The 24,602-nt window shown below is 72.7% G+C and carries 19 protein-coding genes; 14 read left to right on the top strand and 5 right to left on the bottom strand.

Annotated features, from left to right (window positions below):
- Positions 1-1,603: 1,603 nt before the first annotated feature.
- The 3 genes from WMF26_RS04360 to WMF26_RS04370 all read left to right on the top strand — a co-directional run bounded on the left by WMF26_RS04360 (position 1,604) and on the right by WMF26_RS04370 (position 5,459).
- A complete protein-coding gene (locus WMF26_RS04360) occupies positions 1,604-3,283 on the top strand; it encodes an L-aspartate oxidase (RefSeq protein ID WP_437335946.1) in 1,680 nt (559 codons plus the stop codon).
- Positions 3,284-3,366: 83 nt separating this feature from the next.
- Positions 3,367-4,239, top strand: a complete 873-nt coding sequence (locus tag WMF26_RS04365; protein WP_437944884.1) for a CPBP family intramembrane glutamic endopeptidase — start codon at positions 3,367-3,369, stop codon at positions 4,237-4,239.
- Between the two features lie 143 nt (positions 4,240-4,382).
- On the top strand, positions 4,383-5,459 hold the full coding sequence (locus tag WMF26_RS04370) for a patatin-like phospholipase family protein (protein WP_437999258.1): 1,077 nt from the start codon (positions 4,383-4,385) through the stop codon (positions 5,457-5,459).
- Positions 5,460-5,548: 89 nt separating this feature from the next.
- Here WMF26_RS04370 and WMF26_RS04375 read toward each other — a convergent pair whose 3' ends face one another.
- A complete protein-coding gene (locus WMF26_RS04375; protein WP_061626685.1) occupies positions 5,549-6,049 on the bottom strand; it encodes a YchJ family protein in 501 nt (166 codons plus the stop codon).
- Between the two features lie 264 nt (positions 6,050-6,313).
- On the opposite strand from WMF26_RS04375, the gene WMF26_RS04380 reads away from it, so the two are divergent.
- The 3 genes from WMF26_RS04380 to WMF26_RS04390 all read left to right on the top strand — a co-directional run bounded on the left by WMF26_RS04380 (position 6,314) and on the right by WMF26_RS04390 (position 10,373).
- Positions 6,314-6,781 (top strand): Tudor-knot domain-containing protein, encoded by a 468-nt coding sequence (locus WMF26_RS04380; protein WP_129573121.1) that lies wholly within the window; start codon positions 6,314-6,316, stop codon positions 6,779-6,781.
- A 176-nt stretch (positions 6,782-6,957) separates the two neighbouring features.
- Positions 6,958-9,045 (top strand): elongation factor G, encoded by a 2,088-nt coding sequence (gene fusA, locus WMF26_RS04385; RefSeq protein WP_437944887.1) that lies wholly within the window; start codon positions 6,958-6,960, stop codon positions 9,043-9,045.
- Positions 9,046-9,056: 11 nt separating this feature from the next.
- A complete protein-coding gene (locus tag WMF26_RS04390; protein WP_437999259.1) occupies positions 9,057-10,373 on the top strand; it encodes a hypothetical protein in 1,317 nt (438 codons plus the stop codon).
- Positions 10,374-10,541: 168 nt separating this feature from the next.
- Here the strand turns inward: WMF26_RS04390 and WMF26_RS04395 are convergent, their stop codons facing one another.
- Positions 10,542-10,976: a DUF6918 family protein gene (locus WMF26_RS04395; RefSeq protein ID WP_020732871.1), complete on the bottom strand. Its 435-nt coding sequence runs from the start codon at positions 10,974-10,976 to the stop codon at positions 10,542-10,544.
- 376 nt (positions 10,977-11,352) lie between these two features.
- Between WMF26_RS04395 and WMF26_RS04400 the strand changes: the two genes are divergently transcribed.
- Positions 11,353-12,411, top strand: coding sequence for a hypothetical protein (locus WMF26_RS04400; RefSeq protein WP_437999260.1), 1,059 nt, complete (start codon positions 11,353-11,355; stop codon positions 12,409-12,411).
- A 92-nt stretch (positions 12,412-12,503) separates the two neighbouring features.
- Here the strand turns inward: WMF26_RS04400 and WMF26_RS04405 are convergent, their stop codons facing one another.
- Entirely contained in the window at positions 12,504-15,113 is a 2,610-nt protein-coding gene (locus WMF26_RS04405) for a glycoside hydrolase family 15 protein (RefSeq protein WP_437999261.1), read from the bottom strand.
- A 260-nt stretch (positions 15,114-15,373) separates the two neighbouring features.
- Here WMF26_RS04405 and WMF26_RS04410 point away from each other — a divergent pair, with 260 nt between their 5' ends.
- From WMF26_RS04410 to WMF26_RS04440, 7 genes are all read left to right on the top strand, one after another.
- Positions 15,374-15,919, top strand: a complete 546-nt coding sequence (locus WMF26_RS04410; RefSeq protein ID WP_437999262.1) for an OmpA family protein — start codon at positions 15,374-15,376, stop codon at positions 15,917-15,919.
- Positions 15,920-16,069: 150 nt separating this feature from the next.
- A complete protein-coding gene (locus WMF26_RS04415; protein ID WP_061621835.1) occupies positions 16,070-16,810 on the top strand; it encodes a MotA/TolQ/ExbB proton channel family protein in 741 nt (246 codons plus the stop codon).
- Between the two features lie 15 nt (positions 16,811-16,825).
- Positions 16,826-17,326, top strand: coding sequence for a biopolymer transporter ExbD (locus WMF26_RS04420; RefSeq protein WP_020732874.1), 501 nt, complete (start codon positions 16,826-16,828; stop codon positions 17,324-17,326).
- Positions 17,323-18,183: a TonB C-terminal domain-containing protein gene (locus tag WMF26_RS04425; RefSeq protein WP_061623473.1), complete on the top strand. Its 861-nt coding sequence runs from the start codon at positions 17,323-17,325 to the stop codon at positions 18,181-18,183. Before WMF26_RS04420 ends, WMF26_RS04425 begins: the two co-directional genes overlap by 4 nt.
- The gene (locus WMF26_RS04430) at positions 18,174-19,505 is read left to right on the top strand and encodes a PD40 domain-containing protein (RefSeq protein WP_061623472.1); all 1,332 of its coding nucleotides are present in this window, start codon (positions 18,174-18,176) and stop codon (positions 19,503-19,505) included. The genes WMF26_RS04425 and WMF26_RS04430 overlap by 10 nt, the downstream gene beginning before the upstream one ends.
- A 457-nt stretch (positions 19,506-19,962) precedes the next feature.
- On the top strand, positions 19,963-20,547 hold the full coding sequence (locus WMF26_RS04435) for a hypothetical protein (RefSeq protein ID WP_437999263.1): 585 nt from the start codon (positions 19,963-19,965) through the stop codon (positions 20,545-20,547).
- A gap of 373 nt (positions 20,548-20,920) precedes the next feature.
- Positions 20,921-21,466, top strand: a complete 546-nt coding sequence (locus WMF26_RS04440) for a hypothetical protein (RefSeq protein ID WP_437999264.1) — start codon at positions 20,921-20,923, stop codon at positions 21,464-21,466.
- A gap of 247 nt (positions 21,467-21,713) precedes the next feature.
- Here the strand turns inward: WMF26_RS04440 and WMF26_RS04445 are convergent, their stop codons facing one another.
- Together WMF26_RS04445 and thiD are read right to left on the bottom strand one after the other, a co-directional pair.
- Complete coding sequence (locus WMF26_RS04445) at positions 21,714-23,399, bottom strand: protein kinase domain-containing protein (protein WP_437814849.1); 1,686 nt, start codon at positions 23,397-23,399, stop codon at positions 21,714-21,716.
- 335 nt (positions 23,400-23,734) lie between these two features.
- Complete coding sequence (gene thiD, locus WMF26_RS04450) at positions 23,735-24,562, bottom strand: bifunctional hydroxymethylpyrimidine kinase/phosphomethylpyrimidine kinase (RefSeq protein WP_061621842.1); 828 nt, start codon at positions 24,560-24,562, stop codon at positions 23,735-23,737.
- Positions 24,563-24,602 lie beyond the last annotated feature (40 nt).

Below are 24,602 nucleotides of genomic sequence, written 5' to 3' on the forward strand. Positions count from 1 at the left end.
CCGCGAGAGCGGATGTTATCCGACGGTCGCTGAAGGCAGCCCGGCAGCAGATCGCTTTTGTGTTCTGCGAGAGCCATCGGTCATGGCTGCGGCCGGGCGGGGATGCGCCGCAGCGCTGACGCGAGGGTCGCCGTCGCTCCGGGAACTCCTCCCGTCGCGTGCGCAGCGCGGGGCGTGGGAGGGGCGGACCGCGCGCGGGCGCAGGAGGCCGGCGGAAGCAGCAACGTTGCTGAGAGCGCAGGCGCCAAAGCCGTAAGGGCAGCGGAGCAGGAGTTTCGGTGAGCGAGCGATGAGATAGCGGGCGGCGTCGTCGGAGCACCGCCCGCGCCGCGGTGGAGGGGTGCAGGGAGAGGTTGGTGGTGAGCGCATGACGAGCGATCGGAGGGAAGGTGCATTCCGAGGTGTGGCGAGGTATCGCGAAGGATCCGCGGGAACTACGCTCCCGGAGGACCGCGGAAAGTGACCGCCACCGTACGATTTGGTGATAAATCGACATGGTTGAACGTAAACCATCGAAAGAGCATCGATTTCTGGAAGAAACCCCTTGGCGGGCTCTTCCGATCTCGGCAGAATCGGCGCTGCCGAAGGAGTCGCCATGTCGATGCGCCGGAAGTCCAGCCGAGACGACCTGCCTCCCTCCCGTAGGCGCCCGAGCCTGAGCGGGCTGGGGGAGTGGGAGCGGAAGTGGGTGCGGAAGATGGGTCTCGACGACATCCCGTGGGATCCGGAGCAATGCTGCGAGCACTGCCTCGCGGAGCGAGCGGCTCGCGGAGAGGCGGTGGAGGAGGTTGCTCCGCCATCGGAGAGCCGACCGAAGCCGCTGCTGAGCGTCGGCTGGGCGAAGACCCCTCCCGGGGCGGGTGGTCCGAAGGGGCGGAGCAAGCGCCGAGGCCAGCTGAGGCTCGTGCGCTCACCGCGTGTCGAGCGCAAGGACGCTTGAGGGCTTGAACCGAGGCAGGCGCGGCGGGCCCTGCGTCGAAGCGTCGTTCGAGCCACAGGGAGAGCTTTGATGCGCGGCCTTGCCTGGGGCTGTTCCTGGTCGCCGGTGGATTCGGGGGATGGGTTGTCTCCCGTACTGCTGTTACGGTGGCGTGTCGGAGGGCATCATCATCGCCTGATGCGCTCGCCATGTTGACGCAGCACGCAAGAGCGGGTGACACGAGCGCTCGGCTGTGACGCGGCGGTGGAAATGAGCACCCATGTCGAGCGGACCGAGCCAGGCGACATCTTTCTCGTTTGCTCGGGCAGCCTCTGGGATTCGGTGGCCAATCGCCGCACCATCGGCATCCTTGCAGCGCATATGAGCTGCGTCTCACGGCGAGCCTGCTGCTCGACTGTGCTCATGAGAGCGGCGAGCCCGAGCACGTGACGTGCCTCTTGGCGCGCAGGGCGGACGTGCAGCCAGCCTCGGCCAAGGCATCGGCCTCGCGCCTGCCCGCGGCATCGGCCTCGCGCCGGCTCACGCCAGTCCCCCACGCCGGCGCTCGCCTCGGCTCCGCTCGGCGCGGCGCCGGCCCGAGCGCCAGGCCCGCAGCGCCGTCACGTGCAGGACGCGCACCGCGGCCTACCTTCGGACGCCCCGCTCCTGCTACCCTGCCGGGCCGTGGCGATTACGACCGATTTCCTCGTCATCGGCAGCGGTGTGGCCGGGCTTACATTTGCGCTCGAGGCGGCCGAGCACGGCGAGGTGATCGTCGTCACCAAGCGCTCGCGCGACGAGTCCAACACGAAATACGCTCAGGGAGGCATCGCCGCGGTCTTCGCGCCGGACGACTCCGCCGAGGCGCACATCGCCGACACCCTCGAGGCGGGCGCGGGCCTCTGCCACGACGTGGTCGTCGAGATCTGCGCGCGCGAAGGCCCCGAGCGGGTGCGCGAGCTCATCGCGCGGGGCGCCCAGTTCGACCACGAGAACGGTCAGGTGCGCCTCGGGCGCGAGGGCGGGCACTCCGCGCGGCGGATCGTGCACGCCGCCGACGCCACCGGCCAGGAGATCGAGCGCGCGCTCCTCGAGCAGGCCCGGCAGAACCCGAACATCCGCTTCGCCGAGCACCACACGGCGATCGACCTGATCCCGCTCTCCCGCTTCGGCGGGCCGGACGTCTGCGCCGGCGCCTACGTGCTCGACGAGACCGACGCCGCCCTCAACCCGGCGCCGCGGCCGCGCGACTCGGAGCGGCCCGCGCCCCGCCACCGCCCCGCCTCGAAGCCGCACGTCGTCGAGACCTACCTCGCGCGGGCGACCGTGCTCGCCACCGGCGGCGCGGGCAAGGTCTACCTCTACACGACGAACCCCGACGTCGCGACGGGCGACGGCGTCGCCATGGCCTACCGCGCCGGCGCCGAGATCGCGAACATGGAGTTCTACCAGTTCCATCCGACGTGCCTGTTCCACCCGGAAGCGAAGAGCTTCCTCGTCAGCGAGGCGCTGCGCGGCGAGGGCGCCATCCTCCGCCTGCCGGACGGCACGGCCTTCATGGCGAGCCACGACCCGCGCAAGGACCTCGCGCCGCGCGACATCGTGGCGCGCGCGATCGACTTCGAGATGAAGCGGACCGGCTCGGACTACGTGCTGCTCGACATCACCCACCGGCCGGCCAGCTTCGTCCGCGAGCACTTCCCCACCATCTACGCGCAGTGCCTCCGCTACGGCATCGACATCACCGCGCAGCCGATCCCCGTCGTGCCGGCCGCCCACTACATGTGCGGCGGCGTCACCACCGACCTCTACGGCAGGACCACGATCCCCGGCCTCTGGGCGATCGGCGAGTGCACGTGCACCGGCCTCCACGGCGCGAACCGGCTCGCCTCGAACTCGCTGCTCGAGGGGCTCGTCTTCGGCCACCGCGCGGCCGCGCGCCTCTCCACGCAGATCGACGAGCTCCGGCAGAGCCCGTTCCCGTCGGTCCCCGAGTGGCAGGCCGGCAACGCGGTCGCGAGCGACGAGGAGGTCGTCGTCGCCCACAACTGGGACGAGCTGCGCCGGACCATGTGGAACTACGTCGGCATCGTCCGGTCCGACGCCCGCCTCCGCCGCGCCGCCCGGCGGATCGCCCTGCTCCAGGAGGAGATCCGCGAGTACTACTGGAAGCACCTCGTCACGCGGGATCTGCTCGAGCTGCGCAACATCGCCACCGTGGCGGAGCTCATCGTCGGCTGCGCCGCCGCCCGGCACGAGAGCCGGGGGCTGCACTCGACCATCGACTACCCGGAGACGAACGATCGCCTCTCCACGGACACGGTCGTGAAGCGGGGTGTGCTGCCTCATCTGCGAGGTCGATGAGCGATCCGCGCAGCGCCGCCCAGCCTCCGCCCAGCGGCGGAGCGGAGGGCCCGCTCGTCCATCGCGGCCGCGGGGAGCGACCGATGTCGGTCCTCGCGGCGGCCGGCTGGACGGCGGCCGTCACCTTCGTCTTCGTGTGCCTGCTCGGCGCGCTCGCCCTGCTCCGGCCGGCGCCGGGCGGCGCGGCCGGCTCGCCCCCGCCGGCGCCGAGGCTCGACGTGGTCGGCAGCTTCGCGTGCCAGGCCGCCGCGTACCTGCTCGGGCTCCTCGGCGTGCGCCGCGTCCACGCGCCGCGCGCGACGGCCCGCGAGCTCCTCGGGGTGCGCGGGACGCACGCGGCGTTCTACCCGCTCGCGGTCGCGCTCGGCTTCGCGCTCGAGCCGCCCATCACCGCCCTCTACGAGGCGATCGAGCGGCGCTTCCCGTCGGGGATCAGCGACGCCCGGCTCGTCCAGACGTTCGTGGAGGCGAGCGCGCTCGATCGGATCGCGTTCGGCCTCATCTTCATCGCGCTCGGCCCCGCCCTGGAGGAGGCCTTCTTCCGCGGGGCGCTCGCCCGCCCGATGCGCCTCGCGCACGGCGCCCCGGTCGTGGTCGCGACCACGGCCGCGCTCTTCGGGGCGGCCCACGGCGAGTGGCAGAAGCTCTTGCCGATCGCGCTCTTCGGTGTGGCCCTCGGCGTCGTCCGGGTCGCGAGCGGCTCGCTGCTGCCGCCCATCCTGATGCACGGGACCTACAACGCGATCCAGTGCTTCGCGCTCCTCTCCGCCGGGGGCGCGGGCCCCGTCGACGAGGTGCCCGCCGCTGCCGGCGCGGCGCTGCCGGAGACCGCGTCGATCCCGGGGTGGCTCGTGGCGGCGAGCTCCGCCAGTGCGCTTGTGTTGACCGCGCTCGCCTGCGCCCTCGGCAACCGCGCCGAGGGGGCGGCCCGCGCGAGGGAAGAGGACCTCCGATGATGCCGGCGTTCGAGAGCCAAGGCGGCGGCGCGAGCCGAACCGCGCAGATCGCAGCGGGGGACGGCGAAGGCCGCGCCCCCGCGACCGTGGAAGCGAACGGCGGGGGCCGCGCGGCCCCTCGCCGCGAGGGGAGGCGGGCCCGCGTGAGCCTCTGCCTCCCGGGGGGCGGCCTGACGGGCGCGCTCTACCAGATCGGGGCGCTGGCGGCCCTCGAGGACGGGGTCGAGGGGATCGACAACCAGAGCTTCTCGCTCTACCTCGGGCACGGCAGCGGCGCCGCGGTGGCCGCGGCCCTCGCCGGCGGCATCCCGACCGAGCGGCTCTACCGCGCCCTGCTCGATCCGGTCGACAACTTCTTCCCGCTGGAGCGCGGCCACCTCCTGCACCTCGACGTCGGCGAGTGGCGCCGCGCGCTCACCACCAGCCTCGTCGCGCTCCGCCACGCGATCGTCCGGCTCTCGACCCGGGGCGACGCGACCCCGAACGCGCCCGCGCAGCAGTACCTCTTCGAGCAGCTCGATCGCTTCAACGACTCGCTCCCCGCGGGCCTGTTCCAGCTCGATCGCTACGAGCGGTTCCTCGCCGAGTTCTTCCTGCGGCGCGGCATCCCGAACTCGTTCCGCGCGATGCCGCGGACGCTGCGCATCCCGACGTACGACCTCGACTCGGGCGAGCGGGTGATCTTCGGCGCCGAGGGGTTCGACGACGTCCCCGTGTCGCTCGCCTGCGCCGCGTCGATCGCGCTGCCGCTGTTCTTCTCGCCGGTGCGCATCGACGACCGGCACTACCTCGACGGCGGGCTCGGCCACGTGGCGCACCTCGATTTCGCGCAGGCCGCCGGGGCGGAGCTCACGATCATCGTGAGCCCGCTCGTGCCGGTCTCCACGGCGCACCGCCCGGTCCCGACCGGTCACGGCGTGCGCGAGAGCGTGCGCGACAAGGGCATGCTGTGGATCTTCAACCAGGCGATGCGGATCGGCGCGCACGCGCGGCTCCACCAGGCGGTGGGGCGGACGCTCGCCGAGGGCAAGATGCAGGTCCTGGTGCTCGAGCCCGCGCCGAACGACGCGCTCTTGTTCCTCCACAACCCGGCCAACCTGCGCGCGCGGCGCGCCATCCTCGAGTACGCCTACCGCACGACGCGCGAGCGCATCGCGGTGTGGATGGAGAAGAACCGCGCGGTGGTCGAGGCGGTGGGGTGGCACGAGGCGCGCGCCTAGGGCACGGCGGCTGGCTGAGGCGCGACAGCCGGCGCTGCGGCGGCAGCCGGCGCGGCGGCCGACCGGGGCGCGCCCGGCCGGGAGCGCGGTCAGGCGACCAGCGACGAGAAGCGGGCGATCGTCAGCTCGTCGGGCGGGACGCTGATGCGGGCCCGCGGGATGGCCACGCCGTGGAGGTAGCGCCAGCCCTCGCCGTCGTGGAGGAAATCGGAGAGCTCGATGAACGAGCGGTCCGCGCCCGCCTCGAAGATCTTGGCGAGGAACAGCACCGACGCGGAGTCGCCGCCCTGCAGGCTGTCGAGGATCTTCAGGCCCCGGTACCGGTGGTGGTGGGTCGTCGCCTTGAGCTCGCGGAGCACCTCGTCCCTGTCGCGTCCTCGGTCGATGTGGCCCATGTGCAGCGTCCGCCAGAGGTAGGCGGCGTCTCCGACCGCGAAGGCGGCGTACCTCGAGCGCATCAGCGCCACGGCGTCCGGCGCCTCGCGATCCCCCAGGTGGCAGGGGGCGCAGCACTCGCGGTACGCGCGCCCCGAGCCGCACGGGCACGGGCGGGAGAGGCTCCCCGTGCCAGGACGAACATCTCGGGCCATGGGCGTCCCTCTACACGGGTTCGCTCCGCGCGGCAGCGCCCGGCGTCACCGGCGCGGCGCGCAGCAGGGCGACGCCGGCGCGCCCTCCGCGCCGCGCCGTCGCCCCCGTCGTCCCCGGCGACGGGGGCGCGCCCTCCGCGCCGCGCCGTCGCCCCCCGGCGGCGCCGGCGCCCCCGGGCCGGCCCCCCTTCGCTGGGCGTCGCCGCCCCCGGGCGCGAACCCCCTTGCAGGGCGCCGGGGAGGGCGGTAAGGCGGGCGAGACGTATGCCCGCAGCGCGCGCTCACGCTGCGGCCCTCCTCCTGGCCTTTGCCCTGGTTCTGGGGGGCTGCAAGCGCCAATACGCCATCGGCGACGACGTCCTCGTGTCGTGGGAAGGGAACGACTACCCGGCCAAGGTCATCGAGGTCGTGGGCCCGACAAAGTTCAAGGTCCACTACCAGGGGTATGATGACATCTGGGATGAAGTTGTACCGCGAGAGCGGATCCGTGGCTTCGTCGACCGGGACGTCGTCCACCCTCCGCCGCCGCCGAAGGTCCGGAGCAAGGGGCTGCAGGCCTCGCAGACCAACCTCTACAAGATCGGCGACAGGGTGCGCGTCGAGTGGCACGGGCAGATGTACCCGGCCGTCGTCACCGGCATCGTGGGGCAGGAGCGCTACCGCATCCACTACGACGGCTACGGACCGGAGTGGGACGAGACCGTCGGACTTTCCAGGATCCAGGCCAAGTAGTTGAAATGATCGCGAAGGATCATTTTCCCCCTGGCGCTTGGGATGGGGCCGAATTAAGAGCCGCGCCGAATTTCTGACTGGGCGATCGCAAGAGTGCGCCCGCCCGGCTGAGGTTCATTGCGTGCCGCACGCCCTCCACGGGCACGCCCTCACGGGTGCGCGGCGGGGAGCCTTCTGTGATCAGCGATCTGTCCAAGCTGCGCAATATCGGGATCAGCGCCCACATCGATTCGGGCAAGACGACGCTGACCGAGCGCATCCTCTTCTACACCAAGCGGATCCACGCCATCCACGACGTCAAGGGCAAGGACGGCGTCGGCGCGAAGATGGACTCGATGGACCTCGAGCGCGAGCGCGGGATCACCATCCAGTCCGCGGCGACGCACTGCTTCTGGAACGGGCACCAGATCAACGTGATCGACACGCCCGGGCACGTGGACTTCACGATCGAGGTCGAGCGCGCGATGCGCGTGCTCGACGGGGCGATCCTGGTGCTCTGCGCCGTCGCCGGCGTGCAGAGCCAGTCGCTCACCGTCGACCGCCAGATGCGCCGCTACGGCGTGCCGCGCATCGCGTTCGTGAACAAGTGCGACCGCGCCGGCGCGAACCCGCTGCGGGTCCGCGCGCAGCTGCGCGAGAAGCTCAACCTGAACCCGGTCCTCCTGCAGCTGCCCATCGGGCTCGAGGACAAGTTCGAGGGCGTCGTCGACCTCGTCACGCTGAAGTCCTACCGGTTCGAGGGCTCGAACGGCGAGAAGATCATCACCGGCGACGTCCCGGCCGACATGGCGGACGAGGTGAAGGCGGCGCGCGAGGAGATGCTCGACGCGCTCTCGATGTACTCCGACGAGCTCACCGAGGCGATCCTCGAGGAGCGCGTCACCGAGGAGCTCCTGTACAAGACGATCCGCGAGTCGACCGTGAAGCTCCAGATCGTCCCGGTGATGATGGGGTCGGCCTACAAGAACAAGGCCGTGCAGGTCCTGCTCGACGCCGTGACCCGCTTCCTGCCGAACCCCGGCGACATCACGAACAAGGCCGTCGACCTCGACAAGGACGAGGCCGTGGTCACGCTGGCGAGCGACTCGGACAAGCCGCTCGTGATGCTCGCGTTCAAGCTCGAGGACGGCCGCTTCGGCCAGCTCACGTACCTCCGGATCTACCAGGGCAGCGTCTCCCGCGGGGTCGAGATCACGAACACCCGCACGGGCAAGCGCCACAAGGTCGGCCGGCTCGTCCGCATGCACGCCGACGAGATGGAGGACATCGAGGGCGCGAGCGCGGGCGACATCGTCGCGATGTTCGGCATCGACTGCAACTCCGGGGACACCTTCACGGACGGCAGCGTGAGCGTCGCGATGACGTCGATGCACGTGCCCGCCCCGGTCATCTCGCTGACCGTGACGCCCAAGGACAACAAGTCCCAGGCGAACATGTCGAAGGCGCTGCGCCGCTTCACGAAGGAGGACCCGACCTTCCGCGTCGGGGCGGATCCGGAGAGCGGCGAGACGGTCATCGAGGGCATGGGCGAGCTCCACCTCGACGTCTACATCGAGCGCATGAAGCGCGAGTACTCGGCCGAGGTCATCACGAGCCCGCCGCGCGTCGCCTACCGCGAGACGATCACGCGCAAGGTCGACTTCAACTACACGCACAAGAAGCAGACCGGCGGCTCGGGCCAGTACGGCAAGGTCGGCGGCTACATCGAGCCGTGGACCGAGGCGCCGTATCGGTTCGACGATCAGGTCGTCGGCGGCGCGATCCCGCGCGAGTTCATCCCGGCGGTCGACAAGGGCTTCCAGTCGATGCTCCCGAAGGGGCAGCTCATCGGCGCGCCGGTCACGGGCGTGTCGGTCACGCTGAACGACGGCGCGGCCCACTCGGTCGACTCGTCGGACATCGCCTTCCAGGAGGCCGCGCGCGGCGCCTGGCGCGAGACGTACCCCAAGGCCGGCCCGCAGATCCTGGAGCCGCTGATGAAGGTCGCCGTCGAGGGGCCGAGCGAGTTCCAGGGCGGCATCGTCGGCATCCTCATGCAGCGGCGCGGCATCATCGTCGGTTCGACCGAGGCGGACGGCTTCTGCCGCGTCGAGGCGGAGGTGCCCCTCTCCGACATGTTCGGCTTCTCGACCATCCTTCGTTCTGCGACCCAGGGCAAAGCCGAGTTCACGATGGAGTTCTCGCGCTATGCTCCTCTTCCGGCGGCGCTCTCGGAGGAGCTCATCAAGAAGTACCGGGAGGAGCAGGCCAAGAAGGCCAAGTGAGGGGGGTCGGCATGTACCGCAAAGAGGTGAACGAGCGGAGCCCGATGCGGGTCTTCGAGGGGTCGATGCACGGCGGTCTCGGCCGCGGCAACGTCGGCGTCATCGTCTCTCGGCCCGGCGTGGGCAAGACGGCGTTGCTCGTGCAGATCGCGCTCGACGATCTGCTCCGGGATCGCAGGGTCCTGCACATCTCGCACGAGAACGCGGTCGACCACGTCCGCGCGTACTACGACGAGATCTTCCACGACCTCGCGCAGTCGATGCGGCTCGAGGAGCCCGAGGCCGTCCGGCTCGAGGTCGAGCGGCATCGGCAGATCTACTCGCACCTCGGTCACGTGAAGGCGTCGCCTGACTCGCCCGAGCAGGCGGCGCGGCTGTGGGTCGAGAAGATGCTCGAGACGGTGGCGTTCGCGCGCGGCGTCGCCCACTTCGAGCCCGACGTGATCATCGTCGACGGCTTCGACGTGGCGGTCGCGTCCGAGCAGGCGATGGAGGCGCTCGGCCGCCTCGCCAAGGAGCGCTCCGCCGAGGTCTGGATCGCGGCGCAGGTCGACGAGGCGGGCGCGCCGGGCAAGCTGCCGGCGGCGCTCGAGAAGATCGAGCGCCACCTCAGCGTCGTCGTCTACCTGCAGCCGGAGCGCGACGTCGTCCGCCTGCGGCTGCTCAAGGACCACGGCAACAAGGACCTCGCCGATCTCCACCTGCGCCTCGATCCCCACTCGATGCGGGTCATCGACGAGGACGTGCGCCCCCCCTCGGAGCGGCCGAAGGACCCGCGGAAGTTCCGCCTGCACTCGGGCGGGGCCAAGGGGGCCGAGGCCGAGTTCGGCGAGTGCGCCGAGCGGTACGGGGTGCAGGAGCTGAACTACAGCTTCGAGGGCCACCGGCTCCTCGAGCGCCAGCGGGGCGTCGTCGTGCTCGGCGACGACGAGCTGCGCAAGGGCGACTTCAGCCTCGTCTACGTGTCGCGGCGCCTCGGCCGCGTGCTCAGCGAGATCCCGCTCGTGCGCAACATCCTCCAGACGATCTGGCACCAGATCAACGCGGCCAGCCAGGTCTTCGTCGTGGGGACGCTCCAGGACGACGGCACGGTGCGCGGCGGCACCGGCTGGGGCGCGGAGCTCGCGCGGCTCTGGAAGAAGCCGCTGTTCGTCTACGATCAGGAGAAGCGCGGCTGGTTCCGCTGGAGCGGCACGGCCTGGGAGATCGCGCGGCAGCCGAGCATCACCAGCGAGAACTTCGCCGGCATCGGCACGCAGGATCTCAACGACGCCGGCCGCGAGGCCATCCGCGATCTCTTCGCGCGGAGCTTCGGCGCGCCCGACTGAGACGCGCGCGGAGCGCTCCCCGACCTCCCGCGCGCGCTTCGGCGCGCCGGCTCAGCCGGCGCGCGGAGCGCTCCACCGTCCCCCCTCCGACATCTTCCGCTCTCACGAGGCGCGCCGGCGGCGCTGCGGCGCGCAGCAGGCCCGCGCGGGCCTGCTGCGCCGGGCCGCTCAGGACGCGTGCTTCTGGATCAGCTGGGACAGGCGGGGGACGGCGTCCTCGACGTTCTTCTTCGCCGAGCCGCGCAGCTTCTCGTAGGTGCCGCGCACCACGCCGCTCGTCGACGTCTTCGCCTTCTCATCGGTGACGCTGAGGAGCGCGTCGGCGACCCGCGAGCGGTTCGTGGTCAGGTACGAGCTCGCATTGCCGCTGCGCGTGGCCTCGGCCCAGAGGGGATCGAGCTTCGCGGCGAACTCGGGCAGGAGCTTCTCGACCACCTGGGCGATGAAGCCGGGCTTGATGCCCTTCACGGCCGCGTAGCCAGCCTTGACCGCCAGGCCGGAGAGCCCGCCCTTCGAAGCCACCTCCTCGTCGACCAGCGTGCAGCAGTCGGCGATGACCTGTGATTTCTTGTTCGCATCGAGCAGCGTTTCGCTGAGACCCATTCTCGAACTCCTCCGGGCGCTTCGGAGGCCGGACGTGGCCCCCCAGACCCATGTCAGCGTGACCCCCGGCAGGGAGCCCCGACCCCGTCGAGCGGACCTCCGGCCCGCTCCCGACCACATCGAAGCGCGGCTCTTACCACAGCGGCTCAGAGGCAGGGATCGCAAGCGCCCACCCGGGAATCCTTCGGTCCAGGACGGTTCGCGCACCTCCTCGACCGTCCAGGATGACAACCCATCGCGCGTCCCGCGCTCGATTCCCGGGCAGACCCCATGCACGGCCGGCCCGAGCACGCCATACTCTCGATGTAATTTAGATCACAAAGTACGACGTGGCGGGCTCTCGGCGCCGTCACGGTGCGAGGCCTGCGGGGGGCTCATGGACGTCTACTGCGAAGTCTGCGGAATCGTCACCACGGTCTCGGGCGGCGCGCGCGGCGGGGCTGCGATCGAGTGCCGCATCTGCGGCGGCGCGATGGTCGGCGCGCGGGGGAGGGGCACGGCCGGGCTGCCGGCGGCGGGCGCCGGGGCGCGCTCGAGCCGGCCTCCCCCTCCGCTCCGGCGGTCGAGCGCGCCGCCGGTGCCGCGGCACGACGACGACCCCACGATGATGGATCTCCGGTCGCTCGCCCTGAAGTCGTTCCTCGCGACCGATCCCGCCCGCCGGACGGCGGCGGCGCCGGCGGAGAGCTCGCCGCCGCCGGGGGGCGGCCCGTCCTCTCCGGCGGGCATGACAGGGTTGGCGGCGGGGCGGGTCGCGGCGTCGACGCCGGTCGCGGTCGATGCGCCGCCAAGCGTGACGGATGTGCTGCGGGTCTACGGCGCGCTCGCGCCGGTCGCGGCGCCCTCGGAGGCGCGGCGCCGGGCCCGCGTGCGCGCGCTCGTGGCGGCGTCGGCGGCCGGCGCGCTGGCGATCGCCGTGCTGGTCGCGCTGGTCGTCGTCCGCCAGCGGCCCCGCGCGCCGGAGGACGCTCTGCTGCCCGCCGCGCAGCGCGGCGTCTCCCGGGCCGGGGAGATCGCGCGCGAGGTGAGCGCGCCGGCCGATGCGCCCGGGCAGCCCGGCGCAGCGTCGCGCGGGAGCGAGGCGCTGGCGCCTGCGTCCGGCGAGGCCGGCGCAGCGGAGCGCGGCGCGGCTGCGGCGCCGGCCGCCGCGGCCAGGGCCGGGGCGAGCGCGGCCTCCGGCGCGGACGCCCGCACGGCCTCCAGCGCAGGCGTCCGCGCCCTCGCCGCGGCCGGCGCGCGCGCGGCGTCCGCGTCGGGAGCTCGCGCCCGGCCTGCGCGCCCGCCGGCGCCGCCGCCCGCGCCGCCCGCGTCCGAAGAGGCGCCGCGGCCGGCGCCGCCCGTGTCGCTCACCGACGCGATGGCCGCCGCCGTCGCCGGCACCCCGCCGCCCGCCGCCGCGCAGCCGGAGCGCCAGGAGGACCAGAGCGAGGAGTAACCCGCGAGGCGCTTTGGGCGAGCGTCATCGCCGCGCGCGCGGCGGGCGTCAGCGTTGCGCGCGGCGGGCGTCAGCGTTGCGCGCGGCGGGCGTCATCGCCGCGCCCTCCCGCGCCGCCGTCGGGCGATGGCGGCCGCGGCCACGGCCGACGCGAGCAGCGGCCAGCGCGCCGCGCCCTCCGTGGTCGCGAGGCGGCAGCCGCAGCCGGCGTCGTCCTGGATGCCGCCTCCGCCTCCGCCTCCGCCGTTGCCGCCGCCTTCGCCGTTGCCGCCGCCTCCGCCGTTGCCGCCGCCTCCGCCGTTACCGCCGCCTCCGCCGTCACCGCCTCCGGCGCCCGCAGCGCCCGCGCCTCCGGCGCCCGCAGCGCCCGCCCCGCCGTAGCCGGCGCTGCCGCTCGAGGGGCCGCCTCCGGCTCCGGTCACGTCGGTGGGGCCCTCGTCGAAGTACGCGCCGCACGCCGGCCCGACGACCAGCCCGTCGCGCGCCGCGAGCGCGAGCGCGTAGACGCCCGCGCCGAACCCGATCATCGGCGCGTTGAACTTGTAGGCGCCGCTCGTCTCGTCATACGTCTCCGCGATCGCGAGGTAGTTCGCGGACGACTGGTCGAGCACCCACCGGAGCAGCCGGTCCGAGCGCGCCTCGTCCCCCATGAGCCGCGCGGCGACCGCGCCGCGCAGATCGGTCACGACCCACTCGGCGCTGTCGTACTCGCTGCCCCAGGGGCTCAGGTCGCTCGCGCCCGCGTGATCGAAGCGGTCGTCGTTCCGGGACCACCCGGCGCCTGCGGGGACGCGCAGGTGCTCGTCGAGCCCGGCGAGCGTGGCGGCGGCGATGCGGCCCCGCGGATCGAACAGGCCCATCGCGATCCCCTCGAGCACCGCCGCGTCCCAGTAGCCCGCGCCCGCCTCGAGCTCCTCCAGGCTCGCGGCGAGCGCGCCCGAGGCGTCCGTGAGCCGCGCGGCGATCGCGGCGCGCAGCCGGTTCGCGGCGTCGCGGTACCCCGCGGCCCGCTCCGCCTCGCCGCGCCGCGCCGCGATGTCCGCCGCGTCGCACAGGCCGCGCGCCGCGGTGATGCTCGTGTACGCGAAGGAGCGCTCGCGCCCGTTCCAGTGGGTCTCCCAGATCGACGAGTCCTTCCGGACGAGGCCGGTGTCCGGGTCGATCAGCGCGACGAGCGCGTCCGCGACCTTCGCCGACGCTTCGGCCCAGCGCTCGTCCACGAACGCCGTGTCGCCGGTGAGCTCCTCGTAGCGGCGCAGCGCCCAGAGGAACAGGCCGAACCCGTCGAACTCGAGGTTCGGGCCGAAGTCGTTGACGTCGGTCTCCTCGACCCCGAATCCGTGATAGCGCACCAGGCTGATCTGGTAGGGCGGCATGTCGTACGACGCGAGCTCGTTCCAGCGCTGGAAGCGCCCCGCCTCCGCGTCTAGGTAGTAGCTCAGCGCGTCGCGCGCCTCGGCCTGCATGCCGAGGGCCGCCATCGCCACCGTGGCGTAGGCGCCGTCGCGGATCCAGGCGACCGTCCACTCGCCCGGCGGGAGGCTCGCGAGCACCGCGCCGCGGCCGCGGTGGGCGACCGTCGCCGGCAGCGCCGCGGGCTCGCCGCCGAGCGTCGTGCCGAAGCGCGTGGCGCGCGGCTCCTGGTCGCGCGTCAGGTGCTCGCGCAGGAAGGCGTGGCTCTCGCGCGACTGCGCCATCCGGAGCATCACGGCCGATTGCCGGAGCAACGCCGTCTCCTCGGGCGTCGCCGTGGGCGGCACCTTCACCGAGCCCTGGAACGCGCGGTACGCGGCGATCTCGCCCGCGACCACCTCGGCCGCGCCCTTGTCGCCGACGTACGCGTCAAGGGCGCCCTGCACGAGCGGATCCGCCGCGCCCGAGGGGTCGCCGTGGTGCGCGAACGCCACGCCGACCCACCGCGCCTCGCCGGGCGCGATGCTGCCGAGGTCCCACTGGAACGCGCTCACCGATCCGTCCGAGGTCGGCGCGACCCCCTCGAGGTCCGGGAGGTCGGCGACGGCGCCGCTCGCGACGATCCGGTAGACGTTGAGGTCCGCCGGGCTGCTCGCGCTCGACGCGCCGTGGCGCGCGACGGGCTCGAGCGCGCGGGCGGCGACAACGCCGGCGAAGGCGCGCTCGAGGAAGTCGCGCCGGCCGTCGCTCGCGTCGTAGGCGACGGTCTCGCCCGACTCGCCGATGTCGGCCATGACGCCCGGGCGCCCGAAGCCGAGGTGGAAGTTGTGCAGCGAGAACGCCGACACGCCCTCCGCCGGCGCGTCGCCCCGGTTCTCGACGCGCATCGCCATCACGAACCCCGCCTGCGCGAGGCCCCGCGGCGCGAAGAAGAACTGCGCGCACTCGAGGTTGCCGACCCGCTGGACCATCGTGACGACGCCCGTGCCGCCGCGTTCCCCGCCGGTCCAGCCGGCATAGCCGCTCGCGTCGAGATCGACCGGGACGTCGGTCAGCCAGCGCTGCCTGCCGTCGGAGCGCAGCCCGAAGTACGCGTCGTAGAGCAGGTCGCGCGTGGCCACGGCCTGCGGCTGGTTGCCGACCCAGACCTCCGCGCCGCGCTCGTCGAGGAGCGGCTCTTCGGTGGCGAACAGGTGCTCGCGGAAGTGGGTGAGCCTCGCCGCGCCCAGATCGAGGAGCACCGCGCCGAACCCGTTCGACGAGGGCAGCCGGAAGAACGTGCGCCGCACCGGCGCCTCGGCCTGCGCCGCGCCGGGGGCCGCGACCGCCGCCGCGGCGCCGAGCGAGAGGAGCGCGGCTCCGAGCGCATGGCGGGCGCCACGGGCGGCGCGAGGCGGGGCATTTCGTTGGTGCCCAAAATATTCCCGTGCCGGGGGCCGGCGATGCATCCGCGGCACTTTACAGGAATGGCCGTCGTCCCGGCGCGCCGGCTCGCCGGCGGCCGCTCAAAATGCTGCAACGCGCCCCCCGGCGTGGTAACGGCATGCCCATGACAAAACTGCCTGCGTTGATCCTCGTGGTCTCGGCGCCCCTCGCCGCCTTCGCGGCTGGCTGCGGCTCCGATCCGCAGCCGCCGGCGAATGTCGGCGGCACCGTCGCGCCCCCTCCGGTGGCGAGCACCGCGGCGCCCGCGCCGAAGCAGGACACCGCCAAGCCGACGAGCGGATCCATCCGCATCGACGACAAGATCCTCAAGGCCTGCGGCGATCTGCCGACGGCCCGCTTCGCGTTCGACTCGACGGCCATCGAGGGCGAGGCGGCGGGCGCCCTCGACGCGCTCGCGCGCTGCTTCGTCTCGGGTCCGCTCAAGGGCAAGGGGATGAAGCTCATCGGCCACGCCGACCCCCGCGGGGAGACGGAGTACAACCTTGGCCTCGGCCAGAAGCGCGCCGGCAGCGTCGCGGAGTACCTCGCCAAGAAGGGCCTCGAGCAGGGCCGCATCGCGACCTCGTCGAAGGGCGAGTTCGAGGCGACCGGCACGGACGAAGAGGGCTGGGCGCGCGACCGGAAGGTCGACATCCTGCTGGCGGACTGAGCGCCGCGCCGCGCGCCGGCGCTCGACGATGTGAAGAGGGCCACGGCCGCGCTTCCAGGTGAGAGAGGGGGCCGCGGCCGCAAACTGCACTGGACGGGGCCGCGCGCGCGCATCCCCGACGAGCCGATTCCCTGACCCGAAGAGATCGAAATGGCCTTCCTGCAAAGCGCCCCCGAGGCGGCGACGGCGGTCCCGATCAAGCTCGATCCCGTCTCGCTGATCCTCCACGCCTCCGGTCCCGTCTTCCTGGTCGTCTGGCTGCTGATCCTCGCGGCGATCCTCGTCTGGGTGATCGCCGTCCTCAAGGTCCTCCAGCTGGCCCGGCTCTCGGCGCAGCAGGCGCGGTTCGAGCAGGAGTCGGCGCACGCCCACTCGCCCGATCAGCTGTTCGCGCTCGCGCAGCGGCACGCGGACGCGCCGGGCGCCCGCGTGGTGCTTGAGCTCAGCCGCCGCACCGGGACGGGCAAGCTCCTCGACTCGATCGCGAAGCGCGCGATCGTGACCGAGACGCAGCGGGCGAGCTCGCTCATGCCGACGCTCTCGTCGATCGCGGCGGCGTCGCCGTTCATCGGTCTGTTCGGCACCGTGTACGGGATCATGGACGCGTTCCTCCGCATCGGTCAGCAAAAGAGCGCGTCGCTCCCGGTCGTCGCCCCGGCCATCGGCGAGGCGCTCATCGCGACCGCGATCGGGCTGTTCGCCGCGATCCCCGCGGTCATCGCCTACAACGCGATCAACAAGCGCATCGACGACCTGCTCGCCGCGCTCGAGGCGGCGAGCGAGGGCTGGGTGGAGATCGCGTCGCTGTCGGCGCGGGGGATTCAGGAGTCCATCCCGCTGGCGCTCCAGCGGACGAGCGACCGGCCGACGCCGGTGATGCCGAAGGGCTGAGGGGCGGGGCCGGTCATGGCGATGTCGGTCGGCGGCGGGCGCAGGCGGCGGGGCGGCGGGTTCAGCGAGATCAACGTCACGCCGCTCGTGGACGTGATGCTGGTGCTCCTCGTGGTGTTCATGGTCACCGCCCCGCTGCTCACGGCCGGGCTCCGGGTCGAGCTACCCAACGTCTCCGCCGAGGAGGCGCCGACCAAGGACACGAAGCTCGTCGTGACCGTCACGAAGGAGGAGAAGATCCTCTTCGGCGAGGACGACGCGACCGCCGACATCGAGGGCGTGCTCGCGTCGAACGGGCGCGTGCAGAAGGAGAAGGAGCTCTACATCCGCGCCGACAAGGACGCCCGCTACGGCGCGGTGGCGCGGGTCGTGGCCGCCGCCCGGGCCGCCGGGGTCGAGGGGCTGAACCTCCTCGTCCAGCCGGAGCTCGAGCCCGAGGGCGCGGCGCCTCCGCCCGGCGGCGCGGCGCCGCGGCCCGGGGGAGCGGCGCCGCGGCCCGGGGGAGCGGCGCCTTGAGCACGGCCGCGGCGCGCGCGCCGCGACCGACGCCGCCGGGACAGCGCCGGCCGCGGAGCGACTTCCGCCCGCGGGACGTCGCCCTCGCCGTCGCGGTGGCGATGGGCGTGCAGGCGGGCGCCGCCGTGGCGATCACCTTGGCGGACCTCTCGGTGCCGGCCGCCGCGCCCGAGATCGACAAGGGGCCGAGCGTCCCGGTGAAGGTCATCCCGGTGCTCGACATGGACACGCCGCTGCTCAAGCTGGGCGGCAAGCGCGACAAGATGAAGCTGCCCGACCGGTGGGTGCGCCAGACGCCCAAGCCGCGCGTCGAGCAGAAGGCGTTCGTCTCGCCGAGCGCGGGCAAGACGGAGAAGGACATCCCGCCGCCGGAGATCAAGGTCGCCGACGCGGGCACCGCGCCGCCGCCGCCCGACGCCGCGATCGCGAAGCAGGTCGACATCGAGCTCGATCCGAAGACCACCGACGCGGGCGAGGCCCCCAACGTCGACCAGGAGGGGCACGCGGACGGCGTGAAGGAGGGGACGGAGACCGATCCCCTCAAGGCGCGCGCGGTCGATCTGTACCTGGCCCGCATCGCGGGCTGGTTCTCGAGCAGGTTCCGCGTGAACGGCTCGGGGCTCCCGCCGGAGGAGCTCACGAAGCACAAGCCGCGCGCGGTGATCGTTTTGTCGGACGGGCAGATGGTGAGCTACACGCTGACGCCGAGCGGGAATCCCGTCTTCGACGCGGCCGCGCGGGCGACGCTCGAGGGCGCGAAGGGGCAATCGCTGCCGCCGCCGCCCGAGAACTATCCCGACCTCGGTCAGAAGCAGGTCAGCGTCACCTTCGTCTGTCGGGAGAACACATGCGACTAGCTCAATACGCCCTCGGCGCGCTGGCGCTCGCCGCCGCCGCGCTCGCTGCCCCCCCTGCTCCGGCGCAGGCGCCGGCCTCGACCGCGCCCCCCGACGCCGAGGAGATCCTCGGCCACATCACGGTCGTCGCCGGCGCGTCGCGCCCGCTCCCGAAGATCGGCGTCCTGCCGTCGCTCGTCTCCGACCCCGAGGACGTGACGCTCCACAGCGTGGTCCGGCGCGACCTCGAGCTCTGCGGCGAGTTCGAGGTGCTGCCCGACAGCGCCGCGCCCGACGGCCTGTACCTCTCCGACAGCCCGGTGGACGTGAAGGCGTGGTCCGCGAAGGGGGTCGAGGCGGTCGTCAGCGTGCGCGGCAAGAAGCTCGGCGCGGACAAGGCCGAGCTCGTCGGCCAGGCGTTCCTGGTGAACCGCGGGCAGGCCCCCGTGTTCGACAAGAAGTTCATCGTGCCGCTCCGCGACGTCCGGTTCGAGTCGCACCGGGTGGCCGACCAGCTCATCGGCGCCCTCACCGGCCAGAACGGCGGCTTCGCCAGCCACATGACGTTCGCCTCGGGCTCGGGCTCGCTGCGCCGCGTCTTCACGATCGACGCCGACGGGCACGACGCCAAGGCCGTCTCCCCGCCGGATCAGACCGCCATCGCCCCCGCGTTCGGGAAGAACGAGCAGCTCTATTACGCGGCGAGCGTGAAGGGCGACGAGTACAAGATCTTCACGCCGGCGGGCGGCCCGCAGGCGCTGCCCGTGAAGGGCTCGGTCTACGGGATCGCCTTCTCCAAGGATCGCTCCCAGGTCGCGCTCAGCATCGGCGTCGGCTCGACGATCAAGCTGTTCTCCGGGCCCGACTTCCAGGGCATCAAGCCGGCGTCCGAGGTGGGGATGGCGCTGCACCCGGCGTTCACGCCGACCGGCAAGCTCGCCTTCTCCGGCGAGGGCAGGTACGGGCAGCGCATCTACGTGGGCGGCAAGGCGATCTCGCCGGAGGGGCTCTTCGCGTCGGCGCCCACGTTCTGCAACCACCCCGACGGGGTGAAGGCGATCTACGCCGTCGGGGTCGGCAAGAACACCGACCTCGTCGTCTCCGGCGAGACAGGCGGCGGCCTCGCGCGGTTGACCCAGAACCAGGGCAGGAACGGGTACCCGGCCTGCAGCCCCGACGGGCGGCTCGTGGCCTTCTTCTCCACGCGCACGTCCGGCGAGGGTCCCGGGCTCTACATCATGCGCGTCGACGGGCAGCGCCCGAAGCGCATCTCCAACCTGCTCGGGGACTCGCTGCGCTGGGATCCCCTTCCTCCCGGCAAGGCCGTCGAGGCGAAGAACTGACCCGATCGCCGGCGCCGTCCCGGGACGAGCTCCACGGAGCCGAGCCCGGCGGCGGCGTGTAGACCGGGCGCGCAGCGTGCGGACGCTGCACACGCTGTGGCAAGGCGTCCCGCACGGTCGGCCTCCCGCTCCAGCGGACGGCAGCCGCGCGTCGCGCCGCGGCGGGCGCGGCCAGGACGTCCGGCGCGCGGGATCGGCGGGCGCCTCGTCGCGGCTGGATCCAGGGGCTCTCCGTCCGGCAACTTCTTCGGCCCAAGCGCGTCTTACGCAGGTCGTTCCTGCGCGAGCGCGCGCGTCTCCGCAGCGAGCGGAGCGCCATCAGACCGCGCCCCTGGGTCACCGCTTCTTTGGCCCGCTGCGTCGGCCGCGGTTAGCCTCCGGACTGCTCAGGGGTGAGTTGGCTGGAAAGTTGCACCGGACTGGCCGTAGACCGCCCTGGTCAGCCAGCGAGACGAACATGGAGAAGAGCATGGTGTCGAGCCGCATCTGGACCGCCATCGCGATCGTCTGGACCTTCTGCGCCGGTGGCTGCAGCTCGGTGGAGGCGGTCCAGGAGGCGAAGATCAGCGAGCAGGGGGGCTTCCGGAATCCGGAGGAGCGGCTCGCGCCGGGAGAGGACGGGGGGTACTGCAGCGCCGAGGTGCTCCGCTGGCAGTACGATGAGCCGTCGGCGACGCTCCGGCTCGCGGATGCCCGGTTGATGCTCGATTGCTGCGGCAAGCGCGCGATCCACGTCGAGAGGATCGACAGCCTCTACGAGGTCACCGAGCGCGACGAGCCGGACGACGCCGAGGGGCGCTGCAGCGATCAGTGCGCCTTCGACCTGTCGGTGGGCGTGCAGGACGTCCCGCGGGGCGAGATCTACGTGAAGCTGCTGCGCGACGTCGTCGATCGGCAGGGCAGCCCGGCCGTGGTCTGGAGCGGCACCCTCGATCTGGAGGTCGCCGCGGGCGCGGTCGTCCTCGACGAGGCCCCCGCGGACGCCGGTTGCCAGGAACAGAGCTCGCCGCGCCCGCGCAGCACGACCGTCGCCGCGAGGTGACGACGGCGCCCGCGTCGCCCCGCCGCGGCCGGGATTCCGGGATCGCGGCCGGCGGCGGGTCGGCGTACCTCGACAGACCGCACGAAGGTGGGATGGTGGAGTACGTCGACCGACCATGACGTCCAAGGTCAGACGACCGAGCGTACTCTGCCACTTTCACCTGGACTCTTATTCCAAGAACGCGTAGATCACACCCGAATGTGCGTGCAGCTGCTCCGGGGTGCAGCGCGCATGCGCCACCTACCCACGTCTGCCTGCGACTGAATCCGGGGCATGTGCCGCGGAAACGGATCGCGAATTCTTATCGAAGCCCCTGCTTCTTCATTTTGGGCGTATTTTAACAGTGGGGCGGGATAGCCAAGGACGTCGGGGCATGAAGTACGTGGGGGCCTGCAGGGCGCTTGCAACGGTTGGATCGCTGGTTCTTCTGAGCGCGTGTCTGGAGACGGAGCCCGCGCAGGTCGGGACCGTGAGCGAGGCCGGCGGATTCGTGGATCCGGAGCGGAGGCTCGCCGTCGAGGGGGAGGAGAGCTACTGCGGCGCCGAGGTGCTGCGCTGGCGCTACGATCCGTCGACCGGCTCCCTGAAGGTCGCGGACAGCCGGCTCTTGCTCAACTGTTGCGGCCAGCGTGCGATGCACGTGGACCGGATCGACAGCATCTACGAGATCACCGAGAGGGACGAGCCCGATGCGGCGAACCCGCGGTGCGACTCGGTCTGCGCGTTCGACTTCGCGGTCTCGATCCCCGAGGTCGCCCCGCGCAAGGTCTACGTGCGGCTGCTGCGCGACGTCGTCGACGCGCAGGGCAGCGCGGAGCTCATCTGGCAGGGGGAGATCGACGCCCGGAAGCTGTCCGGCGAGGTGGTGCTCGACCACGCCGCCGCTCCGGGCGAGTCCTGCAGCGGCTCGTCCCTGTGATCGCTCGCCGCTCCGGCGCCGGAGCGGTCCAGTCGCGCGCGAGCTGCCGGCGAGCGTGCGCTCGCGCCGGCGGCTGCGCGGCTGCGTGACGAGCGCCGCATCTCCGACGGAGCGCGCGGCCGCGGGACGGCCCCGCGGCGCGGAGGACGGCTAGGCGGCCGCGATCCTGCGGCGACCGCGACGGCGCCGGCGACGCCGAGATCGCCCTCCACGCGATCGAACGGCTCGGCGGCGCGGCCGTCCGCCGTCAGTCGATCAGCGTGCGGGCGGGGCGACCCGGCTCGCACTTCACGAGCGTCGCGGTCAGCTCGAGCGTCTCGGGGAGCGTGCCCTGCACCTGCGCGACGACCTGCTCGACCACGTGCTGGGCCTCGTCCAGGTTGGGACCCACGATCGAGACGACGAACGTGAGCGGGCCGGTGCGCCCGGCCGCGGCCGGCGTCAGGCTGAGCAGCAGCGTCTGGGTCAGGTCGACGACCTGGAGCGCCGCCTTGCGCAGCGCGAGCATCTCGAGGATCGTCGGCCGCAGGCTCACGAGGCCGTTCTGGCCGCGGAGCTCGAAGCGCGCGATCTGCATCGGCACCTCGGCCCACTCGGCGAAGAAGCCGTCCTCGTCGATGGCCTTCATCAGGTGCTCGCGCACGAGGAGCCCCGTGAGGCCGTCGCGCCGCGCGAGGTAGCGCTTCGCCTTGTCGTGGTGCGGCGAGTCCGGTCCGAACGTGACCACCATGAGGCGGCACTCCCCGAGCTGCACCTCGGCCCCGTGGAGCAGCGAGACCTGCGCCTTGCGCTCGAACGGGAAGTCCGCGTACGTGCCGTTGGTGCTGTTCAGATCCTCGACCAGCCACGAGCCCGTCTGCCAGCGGAGGAGCGCGTGCGACCCGGAGACGGTCGCCTCGGCCAGGACGAGATCCTGATCGCTGCGGCGGCCGATCGAGAGCACCGGCTTCTGCAGCGGGAACAGCGTGGCGACGCTGTCGGGCGCGTTCGTGGCGTACGTGATGAGCAGCGACTGCGCGCCGGGGGTGAACTGCGTCTTGATGGCCCGCCCGGGCGCAGGTCCGGGATCGATGCGCTCGCGCGGCAGCTGGATCGGCGCGGTCGTGGTCTGCGTCGGGTTGAAGAACCGCATGTGCCGCGCCTGCGGGCGCATCTGCGGATCCGGGTTGAGCGCGCGGAAGATCTGCCTGATCTCGTCGTTCGTCAGCGCGGCGGGCACGTCGAACGTGATCTGCTGCTTCATCGTCTTGAGCCGCGGCTTGTAGCCGGGCTCGGGGACGCGACAGGTCCACATCTCCCAGAGCGTCAGCGCCGCGGCGTAGACGTCGTCCTCGGGGCTCGCGCCGCCGCTGCGCAGCCGCTCCGGCGACATGTAGTGAGGCGTGCCGCCGTCCGGCGGCGCCCCCGGCTTGCGCACGGCCGCACGCGCGCGCTCCTTCGCGAAGCCGAAGTCGAGGATGACGGCGCGATCGTCGGCGACCATCACGTTGCCGGGCTTCAGATCGCCGTGCACGAGCCCCTGCTGGTGGATCGCGGCGAGCCCCGCGCAGACGTCGGTCGAGATCTTGCGGAACTCGTCGGCGCTGAAGCCGCCGGACGTCTTGCGCTTGCGGATGTGGTTGTGGAGCGTCTGCCCGGGGATGTACTCCATCACGAGGATGGGCCCCCACGGGCTCGGCGCGAGGTCGTGCACGCGGCAGACGTTCGGGTGGCGCGCCTTCTGGGCGAGGATCACCTCCTGCCGCAGCGCCTCGTCGTCGCCCGGCATGGCGGAGGCCTCGGGCACCACCTTGAGCGCCACCTGCTGCTGGGTCAGGCGATCGAAGGCCAAGAACACCTCGCCCATGCCGCCTTTGCCGATGCTCTTCAGGACCTCGTACCGGTCGTTGATGACCGTTCCGACGTCGATGGGAGGGAGGGGATCTTTGGTCACGGCCACGGGCGCACGAAGGGTGAGGAAGAGCTCCGCGCCGGCGCCGAAGCTGAACCGCCGGCACGCCGATACGGACTGCGCGCAGGGTCGTCCATTCGAGCCCCGGGCGCAACGAGTCGTTGCACATGCGCTGCGGCTTGCCCGTTCGGCGCGGCGCGGAGCGCTGTCAGGCCGCCGGCGCGCGGCCGCCACGGCCGCCACGGCCGCCGCCGCGGGCCCGCCGGCGCGGCCGACCGCGCGCGGCGGCCGGCTGCGCGTGGCCGCCCGCGGCGCCCGCCCGCGGGAGGGCGCCGCCCGGCGCGTTGTTCACAGGAGGGCGCGGCCCGGCGCGCTGTTCAGGAGAACGGCCGCGCCGTGTGGGCGTGGTTCAGCGGGCCGTGGCCGTGGCCGAGCCCCGGCGCGGCGCGCATCGCCTCGCGGAGGTAGCGGCGCGCACGCGCGATCGCCGGGACGAGGGCGAGGCCCTGGGCGAGGCCGGCGGCGATGGCCGAGGCGAGCGTGCAGCCCGTGCCGTGGGTCGCGCGCGTCTCGATGCGCGCGTCCTCGAACAGCTGCTCCCCCCCGGGGTGCCCGGAGGCGCCGGGCTCCGGCGCGGTCCGGAGGACGTCGACGACGACGGCGCCAGGGAGGTGGCCCCCCTTCAGCAGCACGGCGCGCGGGCCCATGGAGAGCAGCTGCGCGGCGGCGCGGCGCATCGCGTCCACGCTGTCGATGACCGTGCCGGTCAGCGCCTCGGCCTCGGGGATGTTCGGCGTGAGCAGCGCGGCGAGCGGCAAAAGCCGGCCGCGCAGGGCGCCCTCGGCGTCGGGCTTCAAGAGGCGCGCGCCCCCTTTGGCGACCATCACGGGGTCGACCACGAGCGGCGCGCCGCGGCCGAGGCGCTCGTAGACGCGCGCGACCTCGTCGATGACCTCGGCCGAGTGGAGCATGCCGGTCTTGATCGCGTCGGCGCCGATGTCGTCGAGCACGAGCTCCATCTGGCGGCCGATGAAGTCGGGCGGCACCGGGAACACGCCGGCGACGCCGCGGGTGTTCTGCGCGGTGAGCGCGGTGATCGCGGTCGCGCCGTACGCGTCGAGCGCCGTGACCGCCTTGAGATCCGCCTGGATGCCGGCGCCGCCGCCCGAGTCGGACCCGGCGACGATGAGGACGCGGCCCTTCATGGAGCCCCCGGGCCGCGGGGGGCGGCCAGCCATGTGTCGT

This window comes from Sorangium sp. So ce185 (assembly GCF_051526825.1).
Classification (GTDB): Bacteria; Myxococcota_A; Polyangia; order Polyangiales; family Polyangiaceae; genus Sorangium; species Sorangium cellulosum_D.

Coding starts and splice junctions, on each gene's coding strand:
- WMF26_RS04365 (WP_437944884.1), top strand. CDS start 3,367: ATGTCGGTCCTCGCGGCGGCCGGCTGGACGGCGGCCGTCACCTTCGTC.
- WMF26_RS04375 (WP_061626685.1), bottom strand. CDS start 6,049: ATGGCCCGAGATGTTCGTCCTGGCACGGGGAGCCTCTCCCGCCCGTGC.
- WMF26_RS04380 (WP_129573121.1), top strand. CDS start 6,314: ATGCCCGCAGCGCGCGCTCACGCTGCGGCCCTCCTCCTGGCCTTTGCC.
- WMF26_RS04390 (WP_437999259.1), top strand. CDS start 9,057: ATGTACCGCAAAGAGGTGAACGAGCGGAGCCCGATGCGGGTCTTCGAG.
- WMF26_RS04395 (WP_020732871.1), bottom strand. CDS start 10,976: ATGGGTCTCAGCGAAACGCTGCTCGATGCGAACAAGAAATCACAGGTC.
- WMF26_RS04400 (WP_437999260.1), top strand. CDS start 11,353: ATGGACGTCTACTGCGAAGTCTGCGGAATCGTCACCACGGTCTCGGGC.
- WMF26_RS04410 (WP_437999262.1), top strand. CDS start 15,374: ATGACAAAACTGCCTGCGTTGATCCTCGTGGTCTCGGCGCCCCTCGCC.
- WMF26_RS04415 (WP_061621835.1), top strand. CDS start 16,070: ATGGCCTTCCTGCAAAGCGCCCCCGAGGCGGCGACGGCGGTCCCGATC.
- WMF26_RS04420 (WP_020732874.1), top strand. CDS start 16,826: ATGGCGATGTCGGTCGGCGGCGGGCGCAGGCGGCGGGGCGGCGGGTTC.
- WMF26_RS04430 (WP_061623472.1), top strand. CDS start 18,174: ATGCGACTAGCTCAATACGCCCTCGGCGCGCTGGCGCTCGCCGCCGCC.
- WMF26_RS04435 (WP_437999263.1), top strand. CDS start 19,963: ATGGAGAAGAGCATGGTGTCGAGCCGCATCTGGACCGCCATCGCGATC.
- WMF26_RS04440 (WP_437999264.1), top strand. CDS start 20,921: ATGAAGTACGTGGGGGCCTGCAGGGCGCTTGCAACGGTTGGATCGCTG.
- thiD (WP_061621842.1), bottom strand. CDS start 24,562: ATGAAGGGCCGCGTCCTCATCGTCGCCGGGTCCGACTCGGGCGGCGGC.